At 59.1% G+C, this 18,094-nt stretch carries 18 protein-coding genes; 11 read left to right on the top strand and 7 right to left on the bottom strand.

Annotation, left to right across the window (positions count from 1 at the left end):
* Nucleotides 1–74 precede the first annotated feature (74 nt).
* The 7 genes from xdhB to ACTJK5_RS02225 all read left to right on the top strand — a co-directional run bounded on the left by xdhB (nucleotide 75) and on the right by ACTJK5_RS02225 (nucleotide 9,892).
* Complete coding sequence (xdhB, locus tag ACTJK5_RS02255; RefSeq protein ID WP_162739488.1) at nucleotides 75–2,414, top strand: xanthine dehydrogenase molybdopterin binding subunit; 2,340 nt, start codon at nucleotides 75–77, stop codon at nucleotides 2,412–2,414.
* 10 nt (nucleotides 2,415–2,424) lie between these two features.
* Nucleotides 2,425–3,255, top strand: a complete 831-nt coding sequence (gene xdhC / locus ACTJK5_RS02250; RefSeq protein ID WP_162741914.1) for a xanthine dehydrogenase accessory protein XdhC — start codon at nucleotides 2,425–2,427, stop codon at nucleotides 3,253–3,255.
* Between the two features lie 243 nt (nucleotides 3,256–3,498).
* Nucleotides 3,499–4,392 carry a LysR substrate-binding domain-containing protein gene (locus ACTJK5_RS02245; RefSeq protein ID WP_440611751.1) on the top strand — a complete coding sequence of 298 codons (894 nt, stop codon included), beginning with the start codon at nucleotides 3,499–3,501 and terminating at the stop codon, nucleotides 4,390–4,392.
* 112 nt (nucleotides 4,393–4,504) lie between these two features.
* A complete protein-coding gene (gene puuD, locus ACTJK5_RS02240; RefSeq protein ID WP_440611750.1) occupies nucleotides 4,505–5,752 on the top strand; it encodes a urate hydroxylase PuuD in 1,248 nt (415 codons plus the stop codon).
* Nucleotides 5,749–7,056, top strand: a complete 1,308-nt coding sequence (gene guaD / locus ACTJK5_RS02235) for a guanine deaminase (RefSeq protein WP_440611749.1) — start codon at nucleotides 5,749–5,751, stop codon at nucleotides 7,054–7,056. The genes puuD and guaD overlap by 4 nt, the downstream gene beginning before the upstream one ends.
* Nucleotides 7,057–7,305: 249 nt before the next feature.
* On the top strand, nucleotides 7,306–9,273 hold the full coding sequence (locus tag ACTJK5_RS02230) for a methyl-accepting chemotaxis protein (protein WP_440611748.1): 1,968 nt from the start codon (nucleotides 7,306–7,308) through the stop codon (nucleotides 9,271–9,273).
* A 232-nt stretch (nucleotides 9,274–9,505) separates the two neighbouring features.
* A complete protein-coding gene (locus ACTJK5_RS02225; RefSeq protein ID WP_440611747.1) occupies nucleotides 9,506–9,892 on the top strand; it encodes an ester cyclase in 387 nt (128 codons plus the stop codon).
* 9 nt (nucleotides 9,893–9,901) lie between these two features.
* Here the strand turns inward: ACTJK5_RS02225 and ACTJK5_RS02220 are convergent, their stop codons facing one another.
* Nucleotides 9,902–10,297, bottom strand: coding sequence for a RidA family protein (locus tag ACTJK5_RS02220; RefSeq protein WP_440611746.1), 396 nt, complete (start codon nucleotides 10,295–10,297; stop codon nucleotides 9,902–9,904).
* A gap of 115 nt (nucleotides 10,298–10,412) precedes the next feature.
* Here ACTJK5_RS02220 and ACTJK5_RS02215 point away from each other — a divergent pair, with 115 nt between their 5' ends.
* Nucleotides 10,413–11,309, top strand: a complete 897-nt coding sequence (locus ACTJK5_RS02215; RefSeq protein WP_440612551.1) for a LysR family transcriptional regulator — start codon at nucleotides 10,413–10,415, stop codon at nucleotides 11,307–11,309.
* Nucleotides 11,310–11,380: 71 nt separating this feature from the next.
* On the opposite strand, the gene bdcA is transcribed toward ACTJK5_RS02215, so the two are convergent.
* Nucleotides 11,381–12,088 carry an SDR family oxidoreductase gene (gene bdcA, locus ACTJK5_RS02210; RefSeq protein ID WP_440611745.1) on the bottom strand — a complete coding sequence of 236 codons (708 nt, stop codon included), beginning with the start codon at nucleotides 12,086–12,088 and terminating at the stop codon, nucleotides 11,381–11,383.
* A 78-nt stretch (nucleotides 12,089–12,166) separates the two neighbouring features.
* Here bdcA and ACTJK5_RS02205 point away from each other — a divergent pair, with 78 nt between their 5' ends.
* From ACTJK5_RS02205 to ACTJK5_RS02195, 3 genes are all read left to right on the top strand, one after another.
* Nucleotides 12,167–12,769, top strand: coding sequence for a TetR/AcrR family transcriptional regulator (locus tag ACTJK5_RS02205; protein ID WP_312808505.1), 603 nt, complete (start codon nucleotides 12,167–12,169; stop codon nucleotides 12,767–12,769).
* Nucleotides 12,770–12,901: 132 nt separating this feature from the next.
* The gene (locus ACTJK5_RS02200) at nucleotides 12,902–14,044 is read left to right on the top strand and encodes an alpha-hydroxy acid oxidase (RefSeq protein ID WP_062440115.1); all 1,143 of its coding nucleotides are present in this window, start codon (nucleotides 12,902–12,904) and stop codon (nucleotides 14,042–14,044) included.
* Between the two features lie 437 nt (nucleotides 14,045–14,481).
* Nucleotides 14,482–15,753: a serine hydrolase gene (locus ACTJK5_RS02195; protein WP_440611744.1), complete on the top strand. Its 1,272-nt coding sequence runs from the start codon at nucleotides 14,482–14,484 to the stop codon at nucleotides 15,751–15,753.
* A gap of 36 nt (nucleotides 15,754–15,789) precedes the next feature.
* Here ACTJK5_RS02195 and ACTJK5_RS02190 read toward each other — a convergent pair whose 3' ends face one another.
* The 5 genes from ACTJK5_RS02190 to ACTJK5_RS02170 are packed head-to-tail and all read right to left on the bottom strand — an operon-like array spanning nucleotide 15,790 to nucleotide 18,045.
* Nucleotides 15,790–16,530, bottom strand: coding sequence for a metallophosphoesterase family protein (locus ACTJK5_RS02190; RefSeq protein ID WP_440611743.1), 741 nt, complete (start codon nucleotides 16,528–16,530; stop codon nucleotides 15,790–15,792).
* 5 nt (nucleotides 16,531–16,535) lie between these two features.
* A complete protein-coding gene (uraH, locus tag ACTJK5_RS02185) occupies nucleotides 16,536–16,892 on the bottom strand; it encodes a hydroxyisourate hydrolase (RefSeq protein ID WP_113266947.1) in 357 nt (118 codons plus the stop codon).
* On the bottom strand, nucleotides 16,889–17,389 hold the full coding sequence (locus tag ACTJK5_RS02180) for an ureidoglycolate lyase (RefSeq protein ID WP_440611742.1): 501 nt from the start codon (nucleotides 17,387–17,389) through the stop codon (nucleotides 16,889–16,891). Before ACTJK5_RS02180 ends, uraH begins: the two co-directional genes overlap by 4 nt.
* Nucleotides 17,390–17,392: 3 nt before the next feature.
* Complete coding sequence (locus tag ACTJK5_RS02175; RefSeq protein WP_440611741.1) at nucleotides 17,393–17,755, bottom strand: HepT-like ribonuclease domain-containing protein; 363 nt, start codon at nucleotides 17,753–17,755, stop codon at nucleotides 17,393–17,395.
* Nucleotides 17,752–18,045: a nucleotidyltransferase family protein gene (locus ACTJK5_RS02170; protein WP_112359940.1), complete on the bottom strand. Its 294-nt coding sequence runs from the start codon at nucleotides 18,043–18,045 to the stop codon at nucleotides 17,752–17,754. The genes ACTJK5_RS02175 and ACTJK5_RS02170 overlap by 4 nt, the downstream gene beginning before the upstream one ends.
* Between the last annotated feature and the right edge of the window lie 49 nt (nucleotides 18,046–18,094).

Here is an 18,094-nt window from a genome sequence, read left to right as displayed (position 1 = left end):
ATTCCTGTGACGAGCACAGGAATGAGGGCGTAGGGGAACCCTTTACCTCTCCAGCGAGAAGAGAGGTCTGAGACATGGACACCACCACATTCGAACGCGCCAAGACCGACGTCGATGGCAAGATGCATGGGTCGCTGCGCCATGATTCAGCGCATAAGCATGTCACCGGAAGTGCCGAATATATCGATGACATTCCAGAACCCGCAGGCCTGATCCACGGCGCGCTGGGCCTTTCGGACCGGGCCCATGCCGAAATCGTATCGATGGATCTCTCCGAGGTCGAAGCCACCCCCGGCGTCGTCTGGGTGATGACCGGCAAGGATGTGCCGGGTGAAAACGACGTGTCCTCCGGCGGGCGCCACGACGAGCCGCTGCTGGCCGAAACGCTGGTGCAATTCCACGGCCAGCCAATCTTTGCCGTCTTTGCCGAGACGCGCGAGATTGCCCGCCATGCGGCGCGCAAGGCGAAGATCGCTTACAAGGATCTGCCGCACTTCACCGATATCGACGCCTCACTCGAAAATGGCGAGCCGCTCGTTACCCCCGGCATGGTGTTGCAACGCGGTGATGCGGATGTGGAGATGGATGTCGCACCGCGTCGCCTGACCGGCACGATGCGGATTGGCGGACAGGAGCATTTCTACCTCGAAGGCCATATCGCCATGGCGGTGCCCGGCGAGGATGACGAGGTGACGGTGTGGAGTTCTACCCAGCACCCAAGCGAAATCCAGCACATCGTCAGCCACATTCTGCAGGTGCCCTCCAATGCCGTCACCGTGCAGGTGCGCCGCATGGGCGGCGGCTTCGGCGGCAAGGAAACGCAGGGCAATCAGTTTGCTGCACTCTGCGCGATCGCCGCCAAGAAGCTGAAGCGCGCCGTCAAAATCCGCCCGGACCGCGATGAAGACATGGTCGCCACCGGCAAGCGCCACGATTTCCGCGTCGATTACGAACTGGGCTTCGATGACGAGGGGCGCATTCACGCAGTCGATGCGACCTATGCCGCCCGTTGCGGCTTCTCCTCCGATCTTTCCGGCCCGGTCACCGATCGCGCGCTGTTTCATGCGGATTCGAGCTACTTCTATCCGCATGTAAAGCTTGCCTCCAAGCCGTTGAAAACCCACACGGTGTCCAACACCGCCTTTCGCGGTTTCGGTGGCCCGCAAGGGATGCTCGGTGCTGAGCGCTTTATCGAGGAAATTGCCTATGCGGTCGGCAAGGACCCGCTCGATATCCGCAAGCTGAACTTCTATGGCGAGACCGGTTCTGGCCGCACCACCACGCCCTATCACCAGGAAGTGGAAGACAACATCATTGCCCGCGTGGTGGAGGAGTTGGAGATTTCCAGCGATTACCGCGCGCGCCGTGAGGCGATCGTTGCGTTCAACCGCACAAGTCCGATCCTGCGCAAGGGCATTGCCCTGACACCGGTGAAATTCGGCATCTCCTTCACCATGACCGCCTTCAATCAGGCGGGTGCGCTGGTGCATGTCTATAATGACGGCTCCATCCACCTGAACCATGGCGGCACGGAAATGGGCCAGGGCCTTTACACCAAGGTCGCGCAGGTCATTGCCGATACGTTCCAGGTGGACATCGGCCGGGTGAAGATCACCGCCACCACGACCGGCAAGGTGCCGAACACCTCGGCAACTGCCGCCTCCTCCGGCACCGATCTCAACGGTATGGCAGCACTTGATGCGGCCCGCCAGATCAAGGAACGGCTGATCAAGTTCGCCGCCGAGAAATGGAATGTCACAGAACGGGATATCGCCTTCCTGCCAAACCGCATTCGCATCGGCGCAGAAGAAATCGCCTTCAACGATCTCGTTCGACAGGCCTATTTCGCCCGCGTGCAGCTCTCTGCCGCAGGCTTCTACAAGACCCCGAAAATCCACTGGGATCGCGCCGCCGGACGTGGCACGCCGTTCTACTACTTCGCCTACGGCGCCTCCTGCTCGGAAGTCACCATCGATACGCTGACCGGCGAGTACATGATGGAGCGCACCGATATTCTCCACGATGTCGGCAAGTCGCTGAACCCGGCCATCGACATAGGCCAGATCGAAGGCGGCTTCGTCCAGGGCATGGGCTGGCTGACGACGGAGGAACTGTGGTGGGATGGCAAGGGGCGGCTGCGCACCCACGCGCCCTCCACCTACAAGATCCCGCTCGCCTCGGACCGTCCGAAGATCTTCAACGTCAGGCTGGCGGAATGGTCCGAAAACGCCGAACCCACCATCGGCCGCTCCAAGGCTGTCGGCGAACCGCCTTTCATGCTCGCCAACTCGGTTCTGGAAGCACTCTCCATGGCGGTTGCGTCGGTCGCCGACTACAAGGTCTGCCCACGCCTCGATGCCCCGGCAACGCCGGAGCGCGTGCTGATGGCGGTGGAGCGGTTGAAGAAGGTGTGAGGCGAGAGTCGTGAGCCAAACACTGATCGCCTTCCTCTCCGAAGGGCCTGCGATCCTCGTGGAGATCGAAGCCGTCAAGGGCTCGTCACCGCGCGAGGCCGGGACCTTCATGCTGGTGTCGGCCACCCGCATCTGGGAAACGATCGGCGGTGGGCAGTTCGAATATATGGCGATCGATCACGCCCGTGCCATGCTGGATGGCAGGACGGAAATAGATAACCTGGCCATTCCGCTCGGCCCGGAAATTGGCCAGTGCTGCGGCGGACGAACCCTTCTGCGCTTTATCAAGGTGACGGACTCGGTAGCTGATGCGCTGATCACGCGCATGCGAAAGGCCGAGGATCAACAACCGGCCGTTTTCATCTTCGGTGCCGGCCATGTGGGCAAGGCACTGGCAAACAGCCTGTCGCTTTTGCCCCTCACAGTCTCAGTCGTTGAGACCCGCCGAGAAGAGTTGGTGGGGCTCCCCGGCACCGTCTCGACACATCTGACGGCGATCCCGGAAGCGATGGTAAGCAACATTCCTGCAGGCGGCGCGGCAATCATCGTCACCCATGATCACGCGCTGGACTTCCTGATCGCCAAGGAAGCTTTAGCAAGGGACGACCTCGCCTATGTCGGCATGATCGGATCAAAGACCAAGCGCGCCACCTTCGCCAACTGGCTCGCCCGCGAGGGGCATTATGGCACGCTCGACAATCTCGTACTGCCCATCGGCGGCACGCTCGTCAAAGACAAACGCCCCGCCATCATAGCGGCCTTGGTGACGTCCGAAGTGCTTCACGCAATTCATCGCTTTGTTGCACGGGCTCCGGCCCAATCCGGTTCCGCCCCTCGATGAAGCCGAGATCCCGCTTCAGATGGTCGCTCAACTCTTCATCGTGAAGCGTGTCCGACGGCTTATATCCTTCTCCGAACCAATCTGTGTTCCATAGCCACGCGAATATGCGCAGCCAGGCGTTTAACGCCATGGCACCCATTGCTGTGTCTCCTCAGATGTTTTGATGCTGTGAGGAGAATTTGCTTGATTTTATCGCTGATAGCCAATGAAACGTCAGAGGGTATAGATGAAGAGAGCTTATCCATGAAGATGTCGAGAAACGTCCCATTAAACGCGCTGCGCGTGTTCGAAAGCGCGGCGCGGCATTTGAGCTTCACCAAGGCGGGCGACGAGCTTGGCATGACGCAGACAGCCGTGAGCTACCAGATCAAGCTCTTGGAGGACTATGTGGGCGCCACGCTCTTCGTGCGCCGCCCGCGGCAGGTCACGCTCACTTCGGCGGCGGAGAAGCTGGCGCGGCAGACCTCCGAAGCTCTGACCATGCTGGAAACAGCCGTTGCCGATACTCGCAAAAGCGTCTCCGACGTGCTGACCATCTCCGCCACGCCGACCTTTGCTCAGCAATGGCTCGCGCGGCGGCTTGGCAGTTTTCAGGAGGCCAATCCCAAGACGGCCGTTCACCTTGCACTCAGCAACGAGATCGTCGATCTCTTGCGCGAAAACATCGATGTCGGCATTCGCTGGGGCAAGGGTAACTGGCCGGGGCTGATCTGTCACCGCATCATGCGCCTGGATTTTGCGCCCGTCGTTAGTCCGATTCTTGTGGAAAAGATGGGTGGCTTGAAAGAGCCAGCCGACCTCCTGAAGCTCACCATCATCAGCCCGCAGGACCGGTGGTGGAAGCACTGGTTCCGTGAAGCCGGCGTGCCGGACACCGATCTCGACAGCCGTACCGGCAGCAGCTTTGGCTTTCAGTATCTCGAAGCCGCGGCTGCCATGGCAGGACATGGCGTCGCCATCGTCAACCCCACCCATTTTGCCGAGGATATGGCCGCCGGACGACTGATCCAGCCTTTCGATCTCGTCTGCAACGATGGACACGACTATTGGCTGGTCTATCCGGAAAGCCGCCGCAATGTGCCGAAGATCAAGATCTTCAGGGATTGGATCCTCTCGGAATTTGCAGATGCTGTTTGACGGATGAGACGACCTGCCTAAACCGCACGACATTCCTGCGCAAAACACCGCATTGCCTCTTCCATCGCACAACGATTTTTCGCATTGTGCGATGCAAAGACAGGGGAACAGAATGTACGAATACGCCATTGCGTGGGAATGGATGGCCTTTGCCGTTCGCTGGCTGCACGTGATCACCGCCATTGCCTGGATCGGCTCTTCCTTCTACTTCATCGCGCTCGATCTCGGGCTGGTCAAACGCCCGAACATGCCACCGGGCGCCTATGGCGAGGAGTGGCAGGTGCATGGCGGCGGCTTCTATCACATCCAGAAATATCTGGTCGCACCCGCGCAGATGCCGGAACATCTCACCTGGTTCAAATGGGAAAGCTACGCCACCTGGCTCTCCGGCTTTGCCATGCTCTGTATCGTCTATTACGGCGGTGCCGATCTCTTCCTCATCGATCATTCGGTGCTGGAGTTGACGCAGCTGCAGGCGATCGGCCTGTCGCTCGCCTCGCTTGCCGTCGGTTGGCTGTTTTACGATTTCCTCTGCAAATCGCCGCTCGGCAACAACACCTGGGGCCTGATGATCGTGCTTTATGTGGCGCTGGTTGCGATGGCCTGGGGCTATACGCAGGTCTTTACCGGCCGCGCCGCCTTCCTGCATCTTGGCGCTTTCACCGCCACCATCATGTCGGCCAACGTCTTCTTCATCATCATCCCCAACCAGAAGATTGTTGTCGCAGACCTGATCGCGGGGCGCACGCCGGACCCGAAATATGGCCGCATCGCCAAGCAGCGTTCGCTTCACAACAACTATCTGACGCTACCCGTCATCTTCTTCATGCTGTCGAACCATTATCCGCTGGCCTTCGCCACGCAGTTCAACTGGGTCATTGCAGCGCTGGTCCTCCTCATGGGCGTGACGATCCGTCACTGGTTCAACACCACCCATGCCCGCAAGGGCAAGCCGACATGGACATGGCTTGTCACTGCCATCATTTTCATCCTCATCATGTGGCTCTCCACCGTGCCGAAAGTACTGACGGGCGAGCAGGAGGCCGCTGCGGCAAAACTATCGCCTGCCCAGCAGATCTTCCTCACAGACGCGCATTTCGCCAGCGCTCGTGACGTGGTCCAGGGTCGCTGTTCCATGTGCCACGCCGCCGAGCCGGTATGGGAGGGCGTTCCCTTTACGCCGAAGGCTGTGAAGCTTGAGACCGATGCCCAAATTGCCGCCCATGCGCGGGAAATCTATTTACAGGCGGGCCGCTCCCATGCCATGCCCCCCGGCAACATTACGGCGATCACGCCACAGGAACGCAAGGTGCTGACCGCATGGTATGAAAGCGCCGTTTCTGAAGGAAAGACTGAATGAGCATGCTGCTGCTGCGCGGACGCCTTTTGAGCTTCAAGCGCGCCCCCTTCTCCATCGACGACACCGCAAGCTATCTCTATATCGAGGATGGCGGATTGCTGGTCTCCGAGGGAAAGATCGCAGCGATCGGTGAGTATACCGATATTCGTGCCCAGGCACCCGAAGGGGTGACGGAGAAGGATCACCGCCCTCACCTCATCGTACCGGGCCTTATCGATATGCATCTGCATTTCCCGCAAATGCAGGTGATCGGCTCCTATGCCGCAAACCTTCTGGAATGGCTGAACACCTATACGTTCCCGGAGGAGTGCCGTTTTGTCGAAAGCGCGCATGCTCAGCGTATCGCAACGCATTTCTACGACGAACTGATCCGCCACGGCACCACCACGGCGGTCGCCTATTGCTCCGTCCACAAGACGTCTGCCGATGCCTTCTTTGCCGAAGCCCTGAAGCGTAACATGCTGATGGTCGGCGGCAAGGTGATGATGGACCGCAATGCGCCGCAAGGGCTCCTGGATACGCCGGAACTCGGCTATGACGAGACGCGCCAGGTGATTGCCGACTGGCATGGCAAGGGCCGCAACCATGTCGCCATCACCCCGCGCTTTGCCATCACCTCCACGCCGAAGCAGATGGAAGCCGCCCAGGCCTTGGCGCAGGAGTTTCCCGATCTCTTCATCCAGACGCATCTTTCGGAAAATCTCGACGAGATCAAATATACGTGCGAACTCTACCCGGAAGCGATCGACTACACTGACATTTACGTGCGCTACGGCCTGATGGGCACCAAGACGTTGCTTGGCCACGCCATTCATCTGTCCGATCGCGAAGCGGACGTTCTGTCGGAGACGGGCGCTGTCGCCGTCCACTGCCCAACCTCCAACCTCTTTATCGGCTCCGGTCTTTTCCCGATGAAGAAGCTGCAACGGCGTGAAAAGCCGGTGCGCATTGCGGTCGCGACCGATATTGGCGGCGGCTCCAGCTACTCCATGCTGCGCACGATGGATGAGGCCTACAAGATCCAGCAATTGCTCGGCAAGCGGTTGAACCCGCTGGAAAGCTGGTATCTGATGACCCGCGGCAATGCTGAAGCCCTGTCCATGGTGGACAAGATCGGCACGCTTGATGCCGGAACCGATGCCGACATCACCGTCCTCAACGCTTCCTCCACACCTGCCATGGCACTGAAGATGGAAGTGGTCACATCGCTGACAGAAGAACTGTTCCTGATGTTGACGATGGGTGACGACAGAACTGTGGTTGAGACCTATGTGGCAGGCAGCGCGTCAAAAGCTGCGCAGTAAGTAAAAAACAGACATAATACTAATAGTTGCATAATTATTCATTAATATTAATCAATGCTTATAATTATTCACTTCATTTAAACTATATTGTCTTACGTTGTAACAGACAAAGAATGGTCGCCATGATGGCTAGGACCCTTTGTCATGTGGAGAGTCTATCTGCCTTAATCCCTGCAGTGGCACCGGTTCCCGGTTCCAAAAGTGCTGCCCCTGCGTCGTACAGGCATTTTTGATCGGAACGGAAGATCTATGTCATTTCTGAAGAATGCCAGCATTCGCACAAAAGTGTTGTCTCTTGTGCTGCCTCTGTGCGCTGTTGGGATGAGCGCCACGCTCTACATGTCCTACAATTACAAGCGCGCCGACAACACCTACTCAACCTTTATTTCGAAGGACACCACAGGGGCAACCGCGATGGCCCGTGCGAACAGAAACCTGACGGCCACAGCCTATGCCGCCTACCAGATTCTCGTTTACGATCGGGATAGTGCAGGCATGCAGAAGGCCATTGCTTTCTACAATGAGAGCAAAACGAAAATATTCGACCGGCTCGCAGCCGCGCGCGAAGGGCTGCCAGGGGAGCAGGCTGCCATCGATGCAATCACTGCTCAGGCGAAAGCCGTCGTTGCCATTACCGACCAAGCGGTCAAACTGGGTGCCGCGGATCAAGATGCGCAAGCAAAAGCAGAGCTGGCGAAAGCTGATGACTTGCTCATCCCGCTGGCTGACGAGGCATCTAAATTCCTGACACAGGAATTGAATGAGGTAGCAACGAGAAGCAAAGCTCTTAGCGCAGAGACGGATGTCACGATCTTCTGGTCGCTTTCCCTTGCCGGCTTAGCATTCGCCATCGGCATCATCGCATCGCTGATTGTTGCCGCAAGAGGCATAACGACCCCGATCGCAAATCTGCGCCAGCGCATGATTTCGCTGGCCGATGGTGAAACGCAAGCCCCCGTGGAGGGCCAGGAGCGCCACGACGAAGTCGGCCAGATGGCCAAGGCCGTTTCCGTCTTCCGCGACAACGCGCTCGACAAGATGCGGATGGAGAAAGAGGCCGCAGCCAATCTCAGCCTGACGGAAAAGGAACGCGCAGAACGTGAGGCGCAGAAGGCCAAAGACGTGGCGGACATTCAGTTCGCCGTCGATCAACTGGCAACCGCGCTGAACAAGCTTGCAGCAGGCGACGTTGCCAACCGGATCGACACGCCGTTCGTCTCTCATCTCGATACACTGCGCACCAACTTCAACAGTTCTGTCGAAAACCTGAACGATGCGCTGAGGGCCGTCGGACAAAACGCCAGGGGCATCGATGCCGGTGCCAATGAAATCCGTGCCGCGGCAGACGATCTCTCCAAGCGTACCGAACAGCAGGCAGCTTCCGTCGAAGAGACCGCCGCCGCTTTGGAAGAAATCACCACAACGGTGAAAGACTCCAGCAGACGTGCGGAAGAAGTCGGCAAGCTGGTGGACAAGGCGCGTCACGGCGCGGAAAGATCCGGTGATGTCGTCCGCAAGGCCGTCACCGCCATGCAGGAAATCGAGCGCTCATCGGGAGAGATTACCAACATCATCTCCGTCATCGATGAGATCGCCTTCCAGACCAACCTTCTGGCGCTAAATGCAGGCGTCGAGGCCGCACGCGCGGGTGAAGCCGGCAAGGGCTTCGCGGTCGTTGCACAGGAAGTGCGTGAACTGGCGCAGCGCTCGGCAAAGGCCGCTAAGGAAATTAAGGAACTCATCACCAATTCCGGAACGCATGTTCGCTCAGGCGTGGAACTCGTCGACGAAACCGGCCGCGCGCTTGAAGTCATTGTCGGTGAAGTTCAGGAGATCAACCGCCACGTCAATGCGATCGTCGAATCCTCGCGCGAACAGTCAACCGGACTCCAGGAGATCAACACGGCCGTCAACTCGATGGACCAGGGAACGCAGCAGAATGCGGCGATGGTCGAGCAATCCACCGCGGCCAGCCACAGCCTTGCCAAAGAAGCGGCATCGCTGAACCAGCTGCTGTCTCGCTTCAATCTTGGTGAAACGGCTGGTTGGAACCGCAGCACGGCAGCACCGGTAGCAGGCACACCCAAAGCCGCCACAAGCGCCTCCAAGCCTGCCGCCTCCCCTGCTCATGCCCTTGGTCGTAAGGTCGCCAGCGCGTTTGGCGGTGGCGGTGCTGCAGCGGCAACAGCCGCTTCGGCCAGCTGGGAAGAGTTTTAAGACAAGAAGTCTCCAGCGAAACATATGCGAACAGGCGGCCTTGGGCCGCCTGTTCTGCTTTTTGTCACCGTGGTTTTCTTGACGGCAGCTCTATCGGGATCGGGAACACCATCCGCTTGAAGTCCGGAGTTTATCGATTTTGAATTTCTGATTTAGCGATAAGCGGAACTCCTGCAGCGAATCCGACTTCAGATGAAGGGACACTCCGTTTCAACAGCAAGGACCGGTTTGAATGACACAGCTCGCAGATCACTATCGCGCCTACATTGCGTGCCTCAACGACCAACGCTGGGATGATCTCGGGACATTCGTTGCCTCCGACGTGACGCATAACGGCCGGAGCTTCGGGCTTGATGGCTACAGGAGCATGTTGATCAACGACTTCGAGACGATTCCGGATCTTTCCTTCAAGATCGGACTCCTTGCCTGCGATCCGCCCTTCATCGCGGCAAGGCTGGAATTCGACTGCTCGCCGAAATCCATGTTCCTCGGACTTCCCATCAACGGGCGGCGCATTTCCTTCGCCGAAAACGTCTTCTATGAGTTCCGCGATCTGCAGATCGTCTCTGTCTGGTCCGTGATCGACAAGACTGCAATTGAGGCCCAACTGAGCCATTGATCTGCCACTTCATGCTCGAGAAAGACGTGCGATCACCTTGATTTCGAAGTCGAAACCGGCAAGCCAGTTTACGCCGACCGCAGTCCAGTTCGGATAGGGCGCCTCCGCAAAGATCTTGTCTTTGACGGTAAGCACCGCCTCGAATTGCTGTTCCGGATCGGTATGGAACGTCGTCACGTCAATGATGCCCTCAAACGTGCCGCCGGCGGCCTCCAACACCGCCTGAAGATTGTCGAAGGCCAGTTCAACCTGCTTCCCAAAATCTGGCTCGGGCGATCCATCCTCGCGCGCGCCAACCTGTCCGGAAATGAACAGAAGATCGCCGGAGCGGATGGCGGCGGAATAGCGGTGCATGTCGTAAAGTGCCTGACGGCGGGCCGGGAAAATTGCTTCTGATTTTGTCATGTGCTTCTCCTTTAATCGGCCGGGATCGTTCACCTCGGCTGGTGGAGAGATAGCAATGACGCATTGATGCGATTAGACGTTGAAGTTGGGATGCGCTCATGCAAAATTCCCATCAATCATGCGTCCATCCCTGACCGAACTCACCGCCTTCATGGCCGTCGCCACCCATCGCAGCTTTCGTCGCGCAGCGGACGAGCTTGGAACTGCACCGTCCACCTTGAGCCACACCGTGCGCGCGCTCGAGGAACGCCTTGGCGTGCGGTTGCTCAACCGGACGACCCGCAGCGTCTCGCCCACGGAAGCGGGACTTTCACTGCTCAATCGGCTGCACAAGGTGATGAATTCATTGGATGAGGCGCTCGATGCCACGGCTGCCTTTCGCGGCAATGTGGCGGGGCGAGTGAGGATCAACGCGCCGCGTGTCACCATCGCCTATCTTGTGCGGGAAATCCTGCCGCTGATGACGGAGCGGTATCCGGATGTCAACGTCGATCTTGTGGCGGATGGCCGGTTGATCGATATCGTATCCGCCGGCTTCGACGCCGGTGTTCGCCTGATGGAGGCCATCCCGAAGGACATGGTCGCCGTCCCTTTCGGCAAGCCCGTGCACTTTCTCTGCGTCGCCTCACCCGCCTATCTCGAGCGCGCCGGAGAACCGCCGACGCCGCACGATCTCACTCAACATCGCTGCATAGGCCACCGCCTGCCGAGCGGCAAGCTTTACAAATGGGAGTTCGAGCGCGCTGGGCAAGAACTTACCGTCGAGACGGGCGGAACCGTGGTGCTGGATGACGAGGATCTGATGATCGAGGCTGCCGCAAGTGGTCTGGGGATCGCTTATGTCGTAAGCTGGATTGCCGAACCCGCGATCGCTGCCGGCCAAGTGAAACCGGTGCTCACGTCCTGGATGCATGCGCCTGAGAGAATGGCGCTCTATTATCCCGGCCATCGATCGGTTCCGCCACCGCTGCGCGCCTTTATCGACGTGGTGAAATCCCAGCCGAGCGCATAAGCTGAGCGCGGCTGGTGGCTCTTATCCCGTAGGAAAGGCGAAGGAAGCCGGCTCCCTCCGCCCTGTTCACATCAGGCTCCGAAGGCGCCGTCGATCGTGTGCATCGCACCGGTCACGAAGCCCGCTTCCGGGCCGGAAAGCCAGGCCACCATGCCAGCCACTTCCTCCGGGCGGCCATGGCGCTTGATCGCCATGAAGCTGTGCATCAGATCCTTCATCGGCCCGCTTTCAGGGTTGGCGTCGGTATCGATGGGGCCGGGCTGCACGACATTGATGGTGATGCCACGGGGCCCGAAGTCACGCGCAAGCCCTCTTGCCAGTCCCTGCAGCGCCGACTTGCTGACCGCATAGGACGCCATGCCAGGCACCGGCATCCGGTCGCCATTCACCGAGCCGATGACGATGATGCGCCCGCCTTCCGGCATCTGCCGCGCCGCCTCGACCGATGCGTGATAGGGCGTCTGGATGTTGATCTGGAAAAGACGATCGATTGCATCCGGGTCCTGGTCGAGGGCATCCCCGAAGATGGCGATGCCGGAATTGACGATGAGGATATCCAGAGGGCCGCTCTCGCGCACAACCTTGATAACCGCATCTCTGTTAGCGCTATCGGCCTGGATCGCGGTGCTTCCCGTTTCGCCGGCGAGGCTCTCCGCCGCATCTTTGGAGGCGCCATAGGTGAATGTGACCTTTGCGCCATCGGCTGCGAAACGGCGCACGATGGCAGCACCGATGCCACGGCTCGCGCCAAGCACCAGAATGGATTTTCCTTCGAACATGGTCTGTGCTTCCTTGAAGATTAACGTAATGATCGATACATAAATACCCAAAGAGTATCCCGGTCAAGGTATTATGTAGTGAACGATACAAAAAACATCCGGCCCCGAGGCCGCCCGCGCCGCTTCGATCCTGATGAGGCCGTTGCTACGGCAAAGCATCTCTTCCACGCGCGCGGCTTCGATGCGCTCGGTGTCGCGGAGATTACGGCGGCACTCGGAATCAACCCGCCAAGCTTTTACGCCGCCTTTGGCAGCAAGCTCGGTCTCTACCGGCGGGTCCTCGATCAGTACAACAGGACCGACGCTATCCCGCTGCCAGATCTGTTGCAGTCGGATAGGCCCATCGGCGAAAGCCTGACGGCGGTGATGGAAGATGCCGCGCGGCGGTATGCGGCAGATCCCGAGGCCAGGGGGTGTCTGGTGATCGAAAGCACCCGCTGCGACGATGAGGAAGCCCGAAACGCCGCAAGGGTGTTCTATGCGGCAGCAGGCCAGGTCATCCGGTCTCACATCGCCCAAAAATTTCCCGACAAGGCGGATCGGCTGGCCGACTTCGTCTGCTCAAGCATGGCCGGCCTTTCTGCCATGGCCCGCAACGGAGTAAGCCTCGCGCGCCTGCTGGACATTGCACGGCTGGCGGGCAAGGCAGTCGAACTGGAACTTCATTCCGCGAACGGATGAATGCTGCTTTGCCCTTGCAGCGTAACACGCGAGGTGAGCACCCTTTCCTACCCGCTTGCGCAACGATTCCGGTGACATGGTGCCGAAATCCGTGCTATGGCCAAATGTCATTCAAATTTGAAGGCTTTATCCATGAGCAAAATCCTCACCATCGCAGACCTGAAGAAACAGGCGCAACGTCGCGTGCCGAAAATGTTCTTCGACTATGCCGATAGCGGCGCATGGACCGAAGGCACTTACCGCGCCAATGAGGACGATTTTCAAAAGATAAAGCTGCGCCAGCGCGTGCTGGTGGACATGACCAATCGTTCGCTGGAAACGCAAATGATTGGCGAGAAGGTCTCGATGCCGGTGGCACTCTCTCCAACGGGCCTCACCGGCATGCAGCACGCCGATGGTGAGATGCTGGCGGCCAAAGCCGCCGAAGAGTTCGGCGTTCCCTTCACGCTCTCGACCATGAGCATCTGCTCGATCGAGGATGTCGCATCCGTCACCTCGCGACCCTTCTGGTTCCAGCTTTACGTGATGAAGGACCGCGACTTCATCAACAACCTGATCGACCGGGCAAAGGCCGCCAAGTGCTCGGCGCTGGTGCTGACGCTCGACCTTCAGATCCTCGGCCAGCGCCACAAGGATCTGCGCAACGGCCTCTCTGCTCCGCCGAAATTCACGCCCAAGCACATCTGGCAAATGGCGACGCGGCCGAAATGGTGCCTCGACATGCTGCAGACCAAGCGTCGCAGCTTCGGCAACATTGTCGGCCATGCCAAGAACGTCTCCGATCTTTCCTCCCTCTCGTCCTGGACGGCAGAGCAGTTCGACCCGCGCCTCTCCTGGAAAGATGTCGAGTGGATCAAGGAACGCTGGGGCGGCAAGCTGATCCTCAAGGGCATTCTCGATGAGGAAGACGCCCGCGCTGCGGCCGACACGGGTGCGGATGCCATCATCGTCTCCAACCATGGCGGTCGTCAGTTGGACGGCGCACTCTCCTCCATCGCCATGCTGCCGAAGATTGTCGATGCCGTGGGTGACAGGATCGAAGTCCATATGGATGGCGGCATCCGTTCCGGCCAAGACGTGCTGAAAGCCATCGCGCTCGGCGCCAAGGGCACCTATATCGGCCGCCCCTTCCTTTACGGTCTCGGCGCAAACGGAAAGCTTGGCGTGACGACAGCACTTGAGATCATCCGCAAGGAAATGGACATCACCATGGCGCTCTGCGGCAAGCGTCTGATCACTGATATCGATCGCAGCATCCTCGTTCAGAACGCCTGATCACGGCAAAACCGCACCGATCCGACCTTCCTGCGCCCTCACAATGACGTGAGGGCGACGTGCTTGAAGCCGGCTCTCAAGATGGACGCCGGTTGATCTACCGAACGCATCTGCCACCAGCTGTGTGGACGCCCCGCCTTGTGTGGCGACCACCTAAAAGACCCCGGAAATTCAGCACTCGCAGATGGCTTTTCCGGGTGATTGCTATCGTGTCGAGCCGCCTGACACAGCCGTCCGAAGCACTGCAGAAACCCTTCATCCGCCCGCCAAGCCCCAAATCTGACCCGCCACCAGTGGGGGTCGATTTTCATACTTAATTAAGCATGAAGGCAGTCTTTAAACTTTGAACGGTTTTGTTGCCCGAAAGCGGCGTTACCTTATGCGGAACGGGCAGCTTCGGGACAGACCCGCATTCGATGGGCAGTAAGGGGAATTTCATGTCGGGTACGATCAGACGGGGAACGGCTGAAGCGTGGCTTTTCGCTTTGGCATTTTTCTGCGCGATCCTCACTTTCGGGGCAGCACCAGCGCAGGCACGCTATGCGCATATCGTCATCGATGCGAATTCTGGAAAGGTGCTGGATTCGCAGAATGCCGATCAGCTGAAATATCCCGCATCGCTGACCAAGATGATGACCCTCTATCTGACCTTCGAGGCGCTGCATAAGGGCCGCATCACCTGGGATCAGCGCATCACCATGTCGAAGAATGGCGCGGCGACCATTCCCTCCAAGCTCTATGTCCGCGCCGGCACCACCTTCACGGTACGCGAAGCCGTCTATGGCATGATCGTCAAATCCGCCAATGATCTGGCTGAAGGCATGGGCGACTATCTCGGCGGCTCCGAGGCCCGCTTTGCCGACATGATGACACGCAAGGCGCGCCAGCTTGGCATGACGAAGACCGTGTTCCGCAACGCATCCGGCCTGCCGAACAAATCGCAAGTCACCACCGCACGTGACATGGCGAAACTCGGCCTCGCACTGCAGCGGGATTTCCCCCGCGAATACAAGATGTTCAGCTCCACATCCTTCACCTTTCGCGGCAAGACGATCCGCGGCCATAACCGCCTGCTGACGCGCTACAAGGGCGTCGACGGCATCAAGACCGGTTACACCAACGCTTCCGGTTTCAACATCGTCAGCGCCGTCAATCACAATGGCCGCAGCGTCGTCGCCGTCGTCTTGGGTGGGCAGAGCGCCCAACGCCGCGACAATCAGGTCGTCGCGCTGCTTGACCGCACTCTTCCGAAAGCATCGCGCACGCGCAACACCGAGCAGCTGGTCGCCAGCGCCAGCACCAGCCGCACCTTCGACACGCCACCCTCCGTCGTACCTCTTCCGATGTTTGCCGAGCGCCATGACCCGATCGCCAATCAAATTGCGGCGGCAGATGGCATGATGGCCGACATGATGCAGACATCCGTCGCAGCCCCCTCCGCCGTTCCTCCAGGCAGAAGCCGCTGGGAAGTGCAGATCGCCGCAACCGACTCGGAAGCCGCCGCCCTCTCCATGCTGAAATCTGCCAAGGATTCACTATCCTCAGACCATGCCGGTGTGGCACCCTATACCGAAGCAGTCAGAACCGGCGGCGCAACACTCTACCGCGCCCGCTTCACCGGCTTCGACACTCAGGCAGAGGCGCTTTCGGCCTGCAAGGACCTAAAGGCACGCTCCTATTCCTGCGTGGTCATGACAAGCAACGGCTGAGCTCTGACAGCAGAGCTCCGCCCAGATCAGGCCAGTTCAGTCTAACCATCCGCTCTCGATCGCGTTGCCAACACGGTCCATGCCATTCTCGCGGGCCAATGCCGCCATGGGGGCTGCGTCATAGCGGATATTGTGATGGGTCACCTGCCAGCCATGCGCGGTGTCTTCCAGAACCGCGTAGGCCGCCAGCCCATGGCCGACATCGACCTGGTGATAGACCGGCTCGTCATCCTTCCAGCCGGGACAACCCACACTGCCCGGATTGACGATCAGGCGACCGTCGGAAAGCTGCACGGTGCGGGCAATATGGGTGTGGCCGCAAAGCATGATTGGCTGATCGATGCTGCGGGCAAGCGCTTCGATCTCGGCGCGGGCACGCAGATGCAGCACGCCTTCCGGCAGGATGCGCTCCAGCCAATAATCCAGATCGCCAGCCGGTGAACCATGGCAGCAATAGGCCACGTCCTTGAACACCATGTCGAATGGCAGCGCTTTCAGCCATTCGAGATCCGCTGGAGAAAGCTGCGGGTAAATCGTCTTTTCCCACGACCCCATCTCATCCGGCTGCTCCTCGATCAAAGCGCGGTCATGATTGCCGCGCACCGTCGGAATGCCTCGATCGATCAGCAATCTCGCGGTGCGCCCCGCTTCCAGCGGACCGCTGAAACAATCGCCGAGATTGACGATGTCGGTGATGCCAAGCTTTTCAATATCGGCCAGCACCGCTTCAAGTGCTGCATAGTTTCCGTGGACATCGGCAATCGCAGCAAAGATCATGACGATCAACTCCCGCGATAGGTGGAGTAGCTGAAGGGCGAAAGCAGCAACGGCACGTGGTAATGCCCCGCCTCATCGGCGATGCCGAAGCGAATGGGGATGATATCGAGGAAAGCCGGTTCCGGCAGCACAAGGCCCTTCTGGCGCAGATAGTCCCCGGCATGGAAAACCAGCTCATATTGCCCGGCGCGGAACTCTTCCCCCACCAGCAGCGGCCCACCATCCACCCGGCCATCGCTATTGGTTTCGACGCTCTTCAACTTCTCGCGACGCTCGCCATCCAGCCGGTAGAGATCGATTTTCAGTCCTTGCGCAGGCGTGCCGTGGGCAGCATCGAGAACGTGGGTCGTCAGGCCGGTCATGGACGTGGCTCCGCTATGAAAAAGGGTTGCTCGTAAAAATACTCTTCCAGATTGATGCCTGGACCATCGCGGTCCACCACCAGAAAATCGCTCGTCTCACCAATCGTCATCAACGGATGGTGCCAGACATTGCGGTGGTAGTTCACCCCTTGCCCGGGCGCAGCGAGAAAGGCCTGGGGCCGACCGGGCTTGCCACCCTCATCCGCCGCAACCACCACCAAAAAAGCTCGCGCTGAGAGCGGCGAAAAGCTCTGGCTGCCAAACGGATGCCGCTCCATCATATCGATGGCATGGGGAAAGCGTCGAGGCGTGCCGCGAAAGAGATTGATCACGACGCGCGCGCCCTCACCGACCACATCGGCTTGAGCGAGCGCATGATACCGCTCGGTGTTGCCGCCATTGATGAGGCGCATCGTCGACGGATCGGCTTCGATGACATCGCCAAAGGCACGAAAGGCTTCGCGCTCGAGAGGGCGGATTTCCAGAAATTCATTCAATGCTTATTCACCTTGCGCGCGCCAGTTTCGGATGGTGGCAACACCCTCTTGCAGATCCGGGATAATTTCGGTGACCGCCTGCCAGATGGCAGGCAACTCGACCTGGACATAGTCAAGCAGAATGAGGTCTCGCATATCTCTGATCGGTGCCCAAGGCACATTGGGATGCTGCGCCAAGAATTCCGGTGCCTCACCATCAATCTTGATTACGGCTTCGCCGATGAGAACCAAGCACAGCATCACCGCCATCTGAGTCCGCGTATCGGAGAGGAACGACGCCTCGTCCATGTCCCGCACGAAGCTCTGAACTCTCGACGCGATCGTCTCTATAGTCTCAATGTGCTGAAGCAGGCTGTCCGATCTCATATCGGCCTTGCTTCTTCTGCGACCCGAAAGCGAATGCGCTCAGGAAGATCGCCCATTGTGAGAAGATGGACGTCGGTCCCTCTCATCATGTCCGAAAGCTCCTCCAGCAACCCGCCGAGATCGAAGAGCGTCGTCCCTGGCAAGGCATCGACCAGAATATCGAGGTCGCTGTCCGGCCGGTCCTCGCCGCGCGCCACCGAACCGAAGACTCGCGGATTGGCCGCGTTGAAGCGCTTGGTCGCTTCGCGGATCGCCTCTCGATTCTGCTCCAGCACGTCCGACGGTCTCATCGCTCAAATCCTTTGCTGGCGGGGAATATAGGGCGAGAAAGGCCGCGTG

The sequence above is a fragment of the Agrobacterium sp. 22094 genome, from assembly GCF_052046015.1.
Taxonomy (GTDB): Bacteria; Pseudomonadota; Alphaproteobacteria; order Rhizobiales; family Rhizobiaceae; genus Agrobacterium; species Agrobacterium cavarae.
The sequence above is the reverse complement of the archived record's forward strand: the minus strand, read 5'-3'. Positions and strand labels throughout refer to the sequence as shown.